Source organism: Sulfitobacter sp. G5_S2_6_S6 (assembly GCF_054968505.1).
The window spans coordinates 95,509-109,474 of sequence record NZ_JBQKUI010000008.1 but is presented as its reverse complement, the minus strand read 5'-3'; the positions used below and the strand labels follow the sequence as shown (position 1 = coordinate 109,474).

Here is a 13,966-nt window from a genome sequence, read left to right as displayed (position 1 = left end):
GTCTTGTTTCAGTCCCGGCGGCTGAGCGCGGGGGTGCGCCCGGTGCGCTGCTCAAGCGCGCGCACCAGTTCACGCAACGCGGGGCCGACCTCTTGCACGATACGGGAATCGGGCAAATCATGTGGCATAGCCCCGGCGGTGAACGATACCGGTTCGCCGAACTCTTCGGCAAAATAGGGGACACTTACGGCGTTGATCGTACTGGCATATCGTGTGCCCTCCGACGCGTAGGCGAACCCTTGTTCTATCAATTGCGAATATCCCTCCGCCCGGAACCTTCGCATATCCGCTTCGGGCGTCAACTGCTCAAAGCGCTCTTCGCCAAGTGACGCCACGACGGCCATGCCTGACGACGATCCGAACACGGGAATCCGGTGCCCCGGCTCCAGCCAGATGGTCGAAGCGTTCTGTGGCCGCCATGTGCGCACCAGCATCATTTTCTCGTCGTCGCGCACGGCGACCAGCAATAGCGTGCCCGTTTTATCGGCCAGCTCTTGCATGGCGTCGGACACCAAATCCAGAAAGTTCACCGCCACCGATGCGACAGAGCCAAGCGCGATAGCCGACGGCCCCAGCCGAAAGCGGTCATTGCGCCCGCCGTGGCTGAGGTAGCCCAATTCGCACAGCGTATAGGTCAGCCGCGACACCGTAGGCTTGGGCAGCCCCGTCCGGTCGGCAATCTGCGCGTGGGTCAGCCCGCTGTCACTGGCGCGAAAGGCCCGCAATACAGCAAGCCCCCGCGCCAAAGTGTTGGCAAACTTCCTGTCTGTGGGGTCCCCACTCATCGCGCCGCCATAGGAATAAGCAGCGAGATCATCGGGAAGGACATGATCAGCACCAGCACGATCACGTCAACGCTGAGGAAGCGCGTGATACCAGCAAAGATCTTGTCGATCGGAGCCTCTTTGCCCACCACATTGGCGATGACAAAGACGTTCAACCCGACAGGCGGCGTGATCAGCCCGATTTCCAGCAGCTTAATCACCACAACACCGAACCAGATCAGGTTCATGTCATAGCTTTCCACCAGCGGGATCATCAGCGGCAGGGTCAGAACCATGATGCCAATGGGATCAAGGAACATGCCAAGCAGCAGATAGATCGCGGCAATCGCCAGCAGCAGGACCACGACGGACAGCTCTGCCTCGGCCACGACGTTCACAATCATCGGGGCAACGTTGGTCAGGGCGATAAAGGCCACAAAGATCTTGGCCCCTGCCGCGATAAAGAAGATCGCCGCGGTCTGGATGCACGTCTCTTTCACCGCGTCCCACAGCCCCTGCAAGGTCAGCTTGCGCTGCGCAAAACCGATCAGCGTCGCCGCGACCACGCAGACAGCCGCCGCTTCGGTCGCCGTAAAGATACCGCCGTAGATACCGCCGATGATCAACACGAACAGCATGACCGCAGGCCAGCTTTCAGCCGCCGCCGCAAAGCGTTCTTTGGCGGAGTAGCGTGTCGCTGTCGAAGGGGCGATTTCGGGCGAACGCCAGACCCAGACGGCAATCACGAGGATAAAGCCCGCCAGCGTCAGCAGCCCCGGCAAAACACCCGCGAGGAACAGTGACGAAATCGAGGTCTCGGTGAAGATACCGTAGATGATGAACAGAACAGACGGCGGGATCAGCGACCCCAGCGTGCCCCCTGCCGCGACCGACGCTGTTGCCAGACGCGGGTCATAGCCCATGCGCAGCATCTCGGGCGTACAGATTTTCCCCATGGTCGAGGCACAGGCGATAGAACTGCCGGTAATGGCCGAAAATCCGCCACAGCCCATGACACTTGCCATGGCAACACCGCCGGGCAGACGCGTCAGCCAGACCTTGGCCGCGTGGTAGATCTTGGTCGTGATATCCGCGCGATAGGCAATGTGCCCAAGGGCGACAAACAGCGGTATCATCGATAGATCGTAAGAGTGTATCAGGTCAAAGGAGTTCGAGAACACCATCGACGTTGTGGCACGGATGGCACGTTCGGGCATGAAAGTGCCAGTGCGGAAGGCAAAGATAAAGAAGGTCGCAATCGTCGCGACGCTGGCCAGCGCAAAGGCAATCGGCACACGCAGCGCCAACAGGATCAGAACGGCAGCAAAGGCAATCAGCCCGATGGTCGACGCATCCATTACAGCACCTCTTTTTCGGCAACGAGCTCGATTGTGTGGTTTTCTTCGTCCGAGACGATGCCCCCGGACAGGATGGTCCGCACATCGCGGATCGCCAGTTCCGCCAGACGCAGCCAGCAGGCGGCGATACCGACCACAAACAACAGACGTCCGGGCCATTTGGGCAGGTTCAGGTCACCGTAGAAAAAGCTGCCCTTTTCCCAAACGCTCAGGAATTCGCGGCCGCCGGAATAGATCAGACCGCCCAAGGCGATCATCCCCATGACCGACCCCAGCACAATAAGCCAGGACCGGAGTTTGGGCCCGAACCGGTCGGACACAAAAGCCACACTAACGTGAGCGCGGTTTGCGGTCGCTGCCGCAAGGGGCAGGAGGATGGCCGCAACCATCAGCTCCCGCACCAAAGTGACGCTATCGGGTACGCTAGATGCGAAGACGGCGCGTGCGACCACGTTGGACGTGATCAAGATCCCCAAAAGGATGACCGCAGCCGCGCCCAACCCCAACAGGATTTTCTCAAGTGGTACCAACATGGTCCCTGCTCCTCCCAAAGCTTGTGTTTAGTTGTTGTCAGCTGCCCAAGGGTAACCGTTCTCGTCGCGCTCTTGCGTGTATTTGGCGATCAGCGCCTTGTAGTCTTCCAGCAGTTGCTCGCCCGGCAGACCGGTGCGGTTGGCTGTCTCGACCCACTCAGCCAGATACTTCTCGCCGCCTTCGACCAGCTTGGCGCGCTCTTCCGCGGGCAGTTCGAACACTTCGACGCCTTGCTCTTTCATCGCGGCAATGGCGTTGTCGTTCGCGGTTGTGATCATGCGGCCGAATTCATCGGACAGATCAGCACCGGTTTCCAGCAGCACAGCTTGCTGATCTTCGGACAGCGCATCGAACATGTCTTTGTTCATGAAGATGCCGACGCCGCCAACCTGGCCCCAGTTCAACAGGGTGTAGTTGTCCATGACTTCGGCCTGCTTCAGCGCGGCAACAGCGTAGGAATACCCTTGGCTACAATCGATCAGACCGGTGTCGAGCCCTTGGTACGCGTCATAGATCGACATGTTGACCATGTTCGCGCCTTCGTCACCAAAGACCTTACCGTAGGCCCCTGTGCCGCGTACTTTCTTGCCGGCGATATCTGCAACCGAACGGATCGCGTCGCCCTTACAGCCGATGTTCACCTGACTTGTGGTCCATGTGCCGATGTACACGAGGTTCTTTTCAGCCAGATTTTCGGCAATCGCGGGGTTCGACCGCATCAGCTCGTCCGTGGCGCGCATACCGACCCAGGCGTCCGGGTTGTTTACGGGCAGATCGGCGATGCCATAGGCGGCCATTTCCTGCGGGTAATACACCGCGATCACCGACCCCATATCTGCCACACCGTCACCGATGGACTGTACGGCCGCATTCGCCTTGAACAGCGCGCCGCCCCACTGGATGTCGAGGCGCAGATCGTTTTCCGACCGCTCGGCAACCTGATCGGCGAACCACTGCAACGCATCTGCACGGGCACCGCGATTCGGGCCTGCTTCGCCGTGGATAAGCACGGTTTCAGCACCGGCAACGGAAGCCGCCACAGTCATTGCAGCAGCGAAAGATAGGTTTTTCAAAAAGGACATGTAATTCCCTCCCAAGAATTGTTTTACCATGCGAAACATCGTTTCACTATGTCTCGGGCGCACACTAGGGAGGGGATTTGGAACGTGCAAGCGAAACTTAAAGCGGCGCCGGAATACCGACGCCGCTCACCATTTAACCAATACTTATCAAGTACTTAATTCAGATCATGACTTCTCGCGGCGGTACATGAAGCAGCGTCCCTCCACAGCTTCAGGTGGTAAGGGGATTTCGATCAAATTGTCGAAATACATCCGGTCACTGGACACCATGATGCCCCCGACGGCCAATAACGGCTCGACCAAGGGCGAGATTTCACGCGCGAAAGCATCGTTTTTTGCAAGGTTATGCCCGCCAAGATCCGCGTGAATCAGAGCCGCATTCGCGCCAAAGCGCGTCAGTGCCGCAGGCAGGGTTTCGTGCACATCGCCCAGGATCAGCTGATGGTCCTCGGGCGTGCTATCGGGATTCGATGCAACAGCGCGCTCAAACACAAAGATATCGCGGTCGGGCATCGTTTCACGGATGTGGTGAAAGGTACGGCCATTGCCCAATCCCAGCTCGAACACCGGCCCCGTCATTGTCTGCGTCAGGGCGGCGGCATGGTCGAGACACGCACGCTGTGACACCATACGGTCGATAAAAATGTCCAGGCGGCTCATCGCGGTTCTCCTTCGGGTTGGGTCGTACTGATGCAACATGGGGACGCCGCCGCCCTTTGTGTACCGCTGACGCTTGGTTTTTGCGCTGCCCCCTAGACGCTTGGGTGTTTATCGGCTTCACTCGATAGATAATGATCGCTCTGACCCGCTTGGGATAACAATGGCCCCCCTTCTTGAAGTAAATGATCTGTCGATCGGTTTCGGCAACGGCCCGTCGGTCGTGGACGGCGTCAGCTTTGCGTTGAACGCGGGCGAAACCCTCGCGTTGGTGGGCGAAAGCGGGTCTGGCAAAACGCTGTCCTGCCGGTCGGTTTTGCGACTGCTGCCCGATGCGGCACAGATGCGCGGCGGGTCGATCCGGTTCAACGGGGCCGAGGGTGCCGTCAACCTGCTGTCCCTCCCCGAAAAGAAGATGCGCGCCATTCGGGGGGATCGCATCTCGATGATCTTTCAAGAGCCGATGCGGTCGCTATCGCCGCTGCACCGGCTTGGCGATCAGGTCGCCGAAGTGCTGCGCTTGCACCGCAATATGGGACGAAGGGCGGCCAAACGTGCCGTGATCGAACAGTTTGAGAAGGTCGGCTTTGTCGATCCCCTGCGCGCCTGGAAAAGCTATCCGTTCGAGATGTCCGGCGGGATGCGCCAACGCGCGATGATCGCTATGGCCATGGTCGCCAAGCCCGAGCTGTTGATCGCAGACGAACCGACGACCGCCTTGGATGTGACGACACAGGCGCAGGTGCTCGGGCTGATCCGGTCGCTTCAGGCAGAAACCGGTATGGGTGTGATCCTTGTGACCCATGATCTGGGCGTCGTGGCGAATATGGCGCAGCGTGTCGTGGTGATGAACAAGGGCCGCGTGATGGAACGGGGCGATGCGCAAGAGGTGTTGGGCAGCCCTGCCCACCCCTATACCGCCAAGCTTTTCGCCGCCGCCCCGATGATCCCCGCCGTGGCCGCCCCTGCCCCCGCATCCACGAAGCCCGCAGACGATGTGATCCTTGATCTGCGCGACGTGTCCAAGACCTACACCATGCGGGCGGGCGGCTGGCGCAAGCCGGTGTCCGTCTCCGCCTGCCAGCACGTTGACCTGCAACTGCCCCGTGGCAAGACACTGGCGATTGTTGGCGAAAGCGGATCGGGCAAGACCACCTGCGCCCGCATCGCCATGGGGGCCGAACGTCCCGATGCCGGCGGCGAAGTGCTGTTTCGCCCCGACCCCGCCGCCGCACCGCTGGCCGTGCATGATCTGTCGCCCACTGAACGCACCGCATTCCAACGGCAAGCGCAGATGGTGTTTCAGGACCCGTATTCCTCGCTCAGCCCGCGGATGCGCGTGCAGCAAGCCCTGACCGAACCGATGGAGGTGCACAACATCGGCACCGCCCGCGACCGCCGCGAAAAGGCGGCCGAAATGCTGCGGTGGGTCGGATTGAACCCTGATATGCTTGGCCGTTTCCCGCATGCGTTTTCAGGCGGCCAGCGCCAACGGCTGTCCATTGCCCGCGCGCTGACGCTCGATCCGAAGCTGCTGATCTGCGACGAACCCACCTCGGCGCTGGATGTCTCGGTCCAAGAGCAAATTCTAACCCTGCTCGAAGACATCCGCGACCGCGCCAACCTGAGCTACCTGTTCATCAGCCACGATCTGGCGGTCGTTGCCCGCATCGCGGACGAGGTCGCGGTTATGCGCGCTGGCGTGATCGTCGAACAGGCCCCGCCCGACACGTTGTTCTACAATCCGCAACACCCCTACACCCGCGCCTTGATCGCGGCACAGCCCGAACCCGACATCAGCCGGCCCATCGATCTTGATCTGGTCGCCAAGGGCGCGGGCTCTCCCACGCTCTGGCCCGAACAGTTCCGTTTTGAAGGCCATCACGCCCCCGCCCTGCGCGAGCTTGAGCCCGGCCATAAGGTACGTTGTCATGCGTAAGTTCCTCCTTGCCCTCGCCGCGACCCTCGCCTTCGCGCCCCTTGCCGCGCATAGCGACGGCCCCGTGCTGCAAGAAAGCAGCTTTTGGGCGCAAGAGGTCAACGCCGGCAGCCTGCCCCACGTGCAGGACCGCATCCCGTCAGAGCCGCTGGTCGTCGACCTCGAAGCCAAGGGCCGCAGCTTTGGGCGTCAGGGCGGTACGCTACGCACGTTGATCTCGCGCACCAAGGACGTGCGGCAGATGGTCGTCTACGGCTATGCGCGGCTGGTAGGGTATCAGCCTGACTACACGCTTGCCCCCGATATCCTCGCGGCGGTGGACGTGGAAGAAGGACGCAAATTCACGCTTCACCTGCGCCCCGGTCACCGCTGGTCGGACGGCATGCCCTTTACCTCGGATGATTTCCGTTACTGGTGGGAAAATGTTGCCAACGACCCGGACATCACCCCCAGCGGGCCGCCGGATTTCATGATCGTGGACAACCGCATGGGAAAGGTCACCTTCCCCGATGAACATACGGTCGTGTTCGAATGGCAGATTCCCAATCCGAACTTCCTGCCGCTGTTGGCGCAAGCAAGCCCACCGTTCATCTATCGCCCCGCCCACTACCTGTCGCAGTTCCATAAGAAGTTCGCCGATCCCGATGCGCTGGTCGAAAAGGTCAAAGCCGCGCGGGTCAAAAGCTGGGCCGCGCTGCACAACAAGCGCGACAATATGTACAAGTTCGACAACCCCGCGCTGCCGACCCTGCAGCCGTGGATCAACTCCTCGGACAAGGACAGCTCGCGCAAGCTCTTTGTGCGTAACCCCTATTTCCACCGTATCGACAGCCGGGGCGTGCAGCTGCCCTATATCGATGTGGTGCAGATGACCGTGGTCGGCGGTGGGCTGATCGCGGCCAAGGCCAACGCGGGCGAGGTCGACCTGCAGGCGCGCGGGCTCGATTTCCCCGATGTCGCGATCCTCAAGAAAGGCGAGGCGGACGGCGGCAAATACCGCACCCTGCTTTGGGCCAACGGTGCCGCCAGCCAGATCGCCATCTATCCCAACCTGAATTTCGCCGACCCCGTGTGGCGCGAGGTCATGCGCGACGTGCGTTTTCGCCGCGCCCTGAGCCTCGGCATCGATCGACGCATGATCAACCGCGCGCTCTATTTCGGCCTCGCCAGCGAAGGTGGCATGTCCGCCCTGTCGCAAAGCGCGCTTTACAACGACGACAACACACATGCGTGGTCCATGATGAACCTCGCCCATGCCAACGCGCTGTTGGATGATATGGGTCTGACAGACCGCACCCCCGCAGGGCTCCGCAAGCTTCCCGATGGCCGCCCGATGGAATTCGTGATCGAAACCGCCGGCGAACGCAGCGAGGAAGAAAACGCGCTGGCGATCATCGCGGACACATGGCGTGATCTGGGCATCCGCCTGATCATGCGCCCGCTGGACCGCGATATCCTGCGCAACCGGATCTATGCAGGGCGGACCATGGCCTCGGTCTGGTTCGGCTGGGACAACGGGCTTCCGGGGCCGTCGACCTCTCCGTCCTATCTGGCGCCCACCAATCAGGAATTCTTTGCCTGGCCGATGTGGGGCCAATACTACCAAACAGTTGGACAGGCCGGGTCGCCCCCTGATATGCAGCCCGCGAAACGGCTGATGCTGCTGGCGAATGACTGGAACCACACCGACGACCCACAGGTGCGCGAAGACATCTGGAAGCGGATGCTCGCCATCCACGCCGAACAGCAATTCGCCATCGGCGTGCTGGCCGAGGCCCCGCAACCCGTCGTCGTCTCAAACGATCTGATGAATGTACCGGAGCATGGAATCTGGGCCTTTGATCCCGGCGCACATTTCGGCATTCACCGCATCGACGAATTCTACTTCCAAGACCCCCATGTGCAGGTAAGCCGATGATCTTCCTCCGATACGCCGTGTGGCGTTTCATCACCATGCTACTGACCCTCTGGGTGGTCTCGCTTCTGGTCTTCGTCATCATCAACCTGCCACCCGGCGACTATCTGTCGAACCAGATCGCCGAGTTGCGCGCCACGGGTCAGGCCGAAGGCGTCGCCAAGGCCGAGTTTCTGCGCCACGAATACGCGCTGGATGAACCGATCTGGAAGCAATACCTGATCTGGGTCGGCATGGTGCCGGGGCCGCAGGGGTTTGCCGGGTTGATCCAAGGCAATTTCGGCTGGTCGTTCGAGTTTGACCGCCCCGTGGGCGAAATCGTCGGCGATGCGCTATGGATGACGGTGCTGGTCAATCTCGCCGCCGTATTATTCGTTTATCTTATCGCCTTGCCGCTTGGCGTGCTCGCCGCAGCCAAATCCGAGACCTGGGTCGATTATACCGCTGGCTTTCTGGGCTACCTCGGGCTCGCGACACCGAACTTCCTGCTGGCACTGATCCTGTTTTACTATGGCCATAAATACTTTGACCTGCCGATTGGCGGGCTTATGGCCCCCGAGCTTGAGGGCCAGCCCATGTCTTGGGAGAAAGTACGCTCGGTCCTGCTGCACCTGATCGTTCCGACCTTCGTGATCGGCACCGCCGGAGCCGCCGCGATGATGCAGCGGTTGCGGGCGAATATGCTCGACGAGCTTGATAAACCCTATGTGGAAACCGCCAAGGCCAAGGGTATGGGCCCCGCGCGTCTGCTGTCGAAATACCCGCTGCGCGTGGCTTTCAACCCCTTTGTCGCGGATATCGGGAACCTGCTGCCTGCGATGGTGTCGGGCTCTGTGCTGGTATCGGTGGTGCTGGGCCTGCAAACCATCGGGCCCTATCTGCTGGTGGCGCTGAAGTCCCAAGACCAGTTCCTCGCGGCGTTCATCCTGATGTTCGTGGCCCTGCTGACGCTGATCGGCACGATGATCTCTGACATGCTGCTGGTCCTGCTTGATCCGCGCATCCGTTACGGGGCACGCAGCTCATGAGCATCCAGCCGGACAACCGCTTTGTCGACACCACCCCCTGGACCGACGACGCCGATCTTTCCGCGCTTGAGCGGGCCGAGATGGACGCCTCTGTCGCGCGGCTGATGTGGCGCAAGTTCCGGCGGCACAAGCTGGCGCTGGTATCCGGGCTGTTTCTGGCCTTCTGCTATCTGATCCTGCCAGTGGCGGGGTTCATCGCGCCCTACACACCAAACGAGCGCAACGCCGAACACATCTACGCGCCCCCCCAAAGCATCAACCTTTGGCACGAGGGCAGTTTCATCGGCCCCTTTGTCTACGAGACGACGGGCACTGCGGATCTGGTGAATTTCCGCTGGGAATACGACACCGATACCAGCAACCCGCGCAAGATTGAGTATTTTTGTAAGGGTGAAACCTACCACCTCTTTGCTGTCATCCCCAGCGACACCCACCTGTTCTGCGCGCCTGACGGGGCGACGGTGTTTCTCTGGGGATCGGATCGGTTGGGGCGCGATGTGTTCAGCCGCATCCTCTATGGCGCGCAGCTGTCCTTGACGGTGGGGTTGATCGGCATCACGGTCAGCTTTGTGCTGGGGATCTTCTTTGGATCGCTGGCCGGCTACTTCGGCGGCAAGACCGACTGGCTGGTCAACCGCGCGATCGAGATCTTGCGGTCCTTGCCAGAGCTCCCGCTCTGGCTGGCGCTTTCGGCGGCGGTGCCATCGAACTGGGGGCCGGTGTCGGTGTTCTTTATCATCTCGATCATCCTCGGGATTCTGGACTGGCCTGGGCTGGCGCGGGCGGTGCGGTCAAAATTCCTGAGCCTGCGTGAAGAGGAATACGTCAAAGCGGCCGAGATGATGGGCGCGTCGCCCGCACGGGTGATCCGCAAACACCTGTTGCCGAATTTCATGTCGCATCTGATCGCCAGCGCAACCCTGTCGATCCCGGCGATGATCCTTGGGGAAACCGCGCTTAGCTTCCTCGGGTTGGGCCTACGCGCGCCCGCGGTCAGCTGGGGCGTCATGCTGAATGACGCGCAAAATCTGGCGAGCATCGAGATCTACTGGTGGACCGCCATTCCCATGCTGCCGATCATCGTCGTGGTGCTGGCGTTCAACTTCCTGGGCGATGGTCTGCGCGCAAGTCTTGATCCGTATAAATCCTGACCCGCTGGGGCCTTCAGTTCCGAATGGTCTAAATCCCGGGGGGTGCGGGGGGCTGGCCCCCCGCTGCGCCGGATCAGTACCAGTCGCCCATTTTGACTTCGATCCCCTCGCCGACCATGGCGGCAAAGGCGGCGGGATCTTGCGTGCCGTCGTCGCGCCCACGGTAATGGTAGGGGTAGACGAAAGAGGGTTTGAACGTCGACACCGCAGCCGCGGCCGAGGTCGCGTCCATGGTAAACGGCAGGTTCATACAGACAAACGCCAGATCGATATTCTCTAGCGCCAGCATCTCCGGCGTCGCTTCGGTATCGCCCGAGATATACACGCGGAAATCGCTGAGGTTCACGATATAGCCGTTGTCACGCCCCTGCGGGTGGAACTGCTTGCGTTCTTCGGTGGTGTTATAGGCGGGGATCGCCTCGATCGAGACCTCGTTGAACATCGCCTGCTCGCCATTGGCCAGTGCATTCGCCTTGGCCTTCAACGCCTCGGGCAGCATGTCGTAGACCGCAGGATTGGTAAGGATCTGCGTGTTTTCGCCCACCACACCGGCCAGTGTTTCGGCGTTATAGTGATCGCCGTGCTCGTGGGTGATCAGGATCAGATCGGGGGTGGCAAAATCGCTGTAGTTGGCGACCTCGCCCACGGGATCGCAGTAGATCACGCCGGCTGGCGTCTCCATCACAAAGGACGCGTGGTCGATGGGGTGCACTTTGACCTCGCCGCCGGTCATGGGGAACATATTACCGCCGTGAGCCGCGGCTTGCGCGGCATAAGGCAGTAGCGTCACAACCCCGGCGGTGGCGACGGTGGTCGTCAGGAATTGGCGTCTGGACTGTTTCATGGGAAATCTCCTGTTGCAGGTGACAATGATGCTAGCGCCCGCCGCCGTCGTTTCAATGTCACAACTGCGCGAGACGCGGCTATCGGTCGTCCCCGCCCGGTTCCGGCCCGGTTTGTGCCTCTTCTTCCAGCGATGCCTGCGCCGCTGCGGTCACCGCATCGCGTTCCTCGTCGCTCAGGTCTTTGACCTTGCCGTCGGCCAGACGCACAGTGACCTCCCGATGGGCAAAACGGATTCCTTCGCGCTCGAACAAGGCTCGGATTTCCTCATAGACCTTCTTGCGCACCAGCCATTGATCCCCCGGTTTGGTCATGAACTTGACCCGGATGATCATGGCGGAATCCTGCATTTCAATCACGCCCTGCGATTTCAGCGGCTGGATAAAGTTGTCGCCGATCACCGGATCATCCAGCAGCGCGATGCCGAGCTTTTTGATCAACTTGCGAACGCGTTCGACATCGGTGTCATAGGTCACCCGCAACGGCAGCTTCATGATCACCCAGTCGCGGCTGTAGTTGGTCATCACCTGCAGCTCGCCAAAGGGAATGGTGTGCAGCGCGCCCAGATGGTGGCGCAGCTGGAACGACCGGACCGAGATTTTCTCGACCGTGCCCTTCACGCCGCCCACATCAAGGTATTCCCCCTTGCGGAAGGCATCGTCGAACAGAAAGAACGCGCCGGCAAAGATATCGCGCACCAGTGCCTGACTGCCAAAGCCGACGGCAACACCGACGATCCCCGCACCGGCGAACAGCGGGCCGACATTGATCCCGAATTCCATCAACACGATGAGGGCGATGGTCACGATCAGAACGATCAGGACAAAGTTGCGAAACAGCGGCAGCAGCGTTGCCAACCGGCTGGCAGAGGACGCGCCGCTGCCTTCGTCGCCCAGTTCCGCCTCGGGCTGGTCGGCGGTTTCGGCCTCGATCTTGCTGTCGATCCAGATGCGGAAGGCGTGATAGACGACGTAGCCGATAAACAGGATCACCATCACGTCCAGCAGCTTGTCCGCGTGGCTTTCGACCATCAACGTTGCCTCTGTGTCCCAGATATAGAAGAACGCATAGGCCCCCGTAACAAAGGCGAGGATACCGGCTACGCGCCGCGCCAGACCTTCAAAGCTGGTGAGACTTTGGCGTGGCACCATTGCCGCCTGTCGGTCAGCCTCGTCCAGCGACATGGTATCATCCGTTTGCGCTGTGCCGGCGGCCTCGGGCGCATCCTCGTCCAGGGCGGCATCAGCGCGCTTCTCGCGGCGCAGCTCGTTCAGGCGGCGCATCATGCGCGCGCGGGCAAAGCCGCGTTCAATAGCATAGTTGATCACACCGTAGACCACGATGATCGACACCAGAATACCATAGGCCCCCGCGATCAGAGGCACGGAGCTTGGGTTCTCGAGCACCAGATCATAGGTCAGTTCGAACCAGGCAAAAATCGCGTAGGCCACCACCAGCGGTGCCCAGGCCCGCGACATAAAACGCCCCACGGCGCTGCTTTCCGACGCGGGCTTGCCCTGGCGCAGCGCGTTTGAAATGGGGCGGCGGTTGACCCAGATCATCAGAATATTCGCCACGACGATCGCCGCCGACATCAGGGAGGCGATGAAGGCATAGACATCATAGTTCAGCCCGAGTTCAGCGATCCAGATACCGAACAGGATCGCGACGGTATCAAGGCTTGCCATCATCCACAGCCAGCGGTGCAGGCGTTTGGCGTCGCGGTCGCTGAACACAGGGATGCGGTATTGCGACAGGAAGGGTGACAGGATCATCCGCCACAGGCCCGCGGCCACGCGACAGACGAAATAGCCGATGTTGATCAGCGTGACAGTGAACTGGATCGCCGTGTCTTCAAGCGGTCCAAACAGCAGCGCGCCCAGAATATAGGCCACCACCATCGACACCAGAACGCCGATGACCCCCATGAAGAACCGAAACACCAGAAACGGCATCTTTTCGGTATAGCCAACGGGGTTCGCCTGCACTTTGGCGGTGACGAAGCCGCGTGCCATTCGCTTGCCGAACAGCTCTACCTCGACCACGGCCCCGACGGCAAACAGCGCGAGCGCCACCAGCAGCGTCTCACCAAAGGCCCAAAGCGTGCCGTCCGGGCTGGCGGCCCGCAGGATATAGATCACCTCGTTGATCGCGTCGGGCAACTGAACGATGCGTTCGATCAAGGCAGTGCGGAACTGGTTGCCCCGTTCTTGCAGGTGCATCAGCGCAGAGGTTTCCTTGGCCAGCGCCGCCTCTTGCTGGTCGCCCTCGGCCGGTTGGGCAGATGCGGGCTGGTTCAACAACTGGCCCGCGCTATCGACCACCACCACGCTCACCCCGCTTTCAGCGGCTTGTCTGATGACCTCTTGCAGTCGCGCGGCATCGCCTTCTGCATCGCTGACGGCAGTTTCCTGCGCTGTTGGCAAAAGGGACAGAACTCCTTGCGCCGTCGCGGCGTTGGCAAAGGGCAAGACCCACAGCGACAAAAGAAGGGTGAAGATGAAATGCCGCATATGTCCTCGCTCATGGCCTTGGGGCGCAGTCTTGAGACGCTAAGGCGCCCCCCGTGCCATTGCAATCTTTACCCCCCGGCCCCACCTACTCCCCCTGACGATGAACCGCGAAGGACGCCGAATATGACACGTGCCGCATCTTGCCACGGGCTTGGCCCCCTCAAACGCCGGTTTTCGCAGCC

General features: G+C 60.9%; 11 protein-coding genes. 4 read left to right on the top strand and 7 right to left on the bottom strand.

Translation table 11 applies throughout. The features are described from left to right. Positions 1–8: 8 nt before the first annotated feature. From ACTRWK_RS13575 to ACTRWK_RS13555, 5 genes are all read right to left on the bottom strand, one after another. A complete protein-coding gene (locus ACTRWK_RS13575) occupies positions 9–785 on the bottom strand; it encodes an IclR family transcriptional regulator (protein WP_037943569.1) in 777 nt (258 codons plus the stop codon). Next, positions 782–2,122 (bottom strand): TRAP transporter large permease, encoded by a 1,341-nt coding sequence (locus ACTRWK_RS13570; protein ID WP_005851928.1) that lies wholly within the window; start codon positions 2,120–2,122, stop codon positions 782–784. The genes ACTRWK_RS13575 and ACTRWK_RS13570 overlap by 4 nt, the downstream gene beginning before the upstream one ends. Next, a complete protein-coding gene (locus ACTRWK_RS13565) occupies positions 2,122–2,655 on the bottom strand; it encodes a TRAP transporter small permease (protein WP_005851926.1) in 534 nt (177 codons plus the stop codon). Before ACTRWK_RS13565 ends, ACTRWK_RS13570 begins: the two co-directional genes overlap by 1 nt. A gap of 27 nt (positions 2,656–2,682) precedes the next feature. Beyond that, entirely contained in the window at positions 2,683–3,738 is a 1,056-nt protein-coding gene (locus tag ACTRWK_RS13560; RefSeq protein ID WP_037943567.1) for a C4-dicarboxylate TRAP transporter substrate-binding protein, read from the bottom strand. 165 nt (positions 3,739–3,903) lie between these two features. Beyond that, positions 3,904–4,398: a class I SAM-dependent methyltransferase gene (locus ACTRWK_RS13555; RefSeq protein WP_037943565.1), complete on the bottom strand. Its 495-nt coding sequence runs from the start codon at positions 4,396–4,398 to the stop codon at positions 3,904–3,906. Between the two features lie 160 nt (positions 4,399–4,558). Between ACTRWK_RS13555 and ACTRWK_RS13550 the strand changes: the two genes are divergently transcribed. The 4 genes from ACTRWK_RS13550 to ACTRWK_RS13535 are packed head-to-tail and all read left to right on the top strand — an operon-like array spanning position 4,559 to position 10,428. Then, positions 4,559–6,334 carry an ABC transporter ATP-binding protein gene (locus ACTRWK_RS13550; RefSeq protein WP_037943563.1) on the top strand — a complete coding sequence of 592 codons (1,776 nt, stop codon included), beginning with the start codon at positions 4,559–4,561 and terminating at the stop codon, positions 6,332–6,334. After that, entirely contained in the window at positions 6,327–8,252 is a 1,926-nt protein-coding gene (locus tag ACTRWK_RS13545; protein WP_037943561.1) for an ABC transporter substrate-binding protein, read from the top strand. Before ACTRWK_RS13550 ends, ACTRWK_RS13545 begins: the two co-directional genes overlap by 8 nt. Continuing rightward, positions 8,249–9,277, top strand: a complete 1,029-nt coding sequence (locus ACTRWK_RS13540; protein ID WP_005851921.1) for an ABC transporter permease — start codon at positions 8,249–8,251, stop codon at positions 9,275–9,277. Before ACTRWK_RS13545 ends, ACTRWK_RS13540 begins: the two co-directional genes overlap by 4 nt. Then, positions 9,274–10,428: an ABC transporter permease gene (locus ACTRWK_RS13535; RefSeq protein WP_289081479.1), complete on the top strand. Its 1,155-nt coding sequence runs from the start codon at positions 9,274–9,276 to the stop codon at positions 10,426–10,428. The genes ACTRWK_RS13540 and ACTRWK_RS13535 overlap by 4 nt, the downstream gene beginning before the upstream one ends. A gap of 73 nt (positions 10,429–10,501) precedes the next feature. Here ACTRWK_RS13535 and ACTRWK_RS13530 read toward each other — a convergent pair whose 3' ends face one another. Continuing rightward, positions 10,502–11,272 (bottom strand): MBL fold metallo-hydrolase, encoded by a 771-nt coding sequence (locus tag ACTRWK_RS13530; protein WP_037963512.1) that lies wholly within the window; start codon positions 11,270–11,272, stop codon positions 10,502–10,504. Between the two features lie 79 nt (positions 11,273–11,351). Beyond that, the gene (locus tag ACTRWK_RS13525; RefSeq protein ID WP_289081478.1) at positions 11,352–13,784 is read right to left on the bottom strand and encodes a mechanosensitive ion channel family protein; all 2,433 of its coding nucleotides are present in this window, start codon (positions 13,782–13,784) and stop codon (positions 11,352–11,354) included. Between the last annotated feature and the right edge of the window lie 182 nt (positions 13,785–13,966).

Excerpts from the sequence above, each read along its gene's own strand:
- ACTRWK_RS13575 (WP_037943569.1), bottom strand. The coding sequence starts at position 785 with ATGAGTGGGGACCCCACAGACAGGAAGTTTGCCAACACTTTGGCGCGG.
- ACTRWK_RS13570 (WP_005851928.1), bottom strand. The coding sequence starts at position 2,122 with ATGGATGCGTCGACCATCGGGCTGATTGCCTTTGCTGCCGTTCTGATC.
- ACTRWK_RS13565 (WP_005851926.1), bottom strand. The coding sequence starts at position 2,655 with ATGTTGGTACCACTTGAGAAAATCCTGTTGGGGTTGGGCGCGGCTGCG.
- ACTRWK_RS13560 (WP_037943567.1), bottom strand. The coding sequence starts at position 3,738 with ATGTCCTTTTTGAAAAACCTATCTTTCGCTGCTGCAATGACTGTGGCG.
- ACTRWK_RS13555 (WP_037943565.1), bottom strand. The coding sequence starts at position 4,398 with ATGAGCCGCCTGGACATTTTTATCGACCGTATGGTGTCACAGCGTGCG.
- ACTRWK_RS13550 (WP_037943563.1), top strand. The coding sequence starts at position 4,559 with ATGGCCCCCCTTCTTGAAGTAAATGATCTGTCGATCGGTTTCGGCAAC.
- ACTRWK_RS13545 (WP_037943561.1), top strand. The coding sequence starts at position 6,327 with ATGCGTAAGTTCCTCCTTGCCCTCGCCGCGACCCTCGCCTTCGCGCCC.
- ACTRWK_RS13540 (WP_005851921.1), top strand. The coding sequence starts at position 8,249 with ATGATCTTCCTCCGATACGCCGTGTGGCGTTTCATCACCATGCTACTG.
- ACTRWK_RS13535 (WP_289081479.1), top strand. The coding sequence starts at position 9,274 with ATGAGCATCCAGCCGGACAACCGCTTTGTCGACACCACCCCCTGGACC.
- ACTRWK_RS13530 (WP_037963512.1), bottom strand. The coding sequence starts at position 11,272 with ATGAAACAGTCCAGACGCCAATTCCTGACGACCACCGTCGCCACCGCC.
- ACTRWK_RS13525 (WP_289081478.1), bottom strand. The coding sequence starts at position 13,784 with ATGCGGCATTTCATCTTCACCCTTCTTTTGTCGCTGTGGGTCTTGCCC.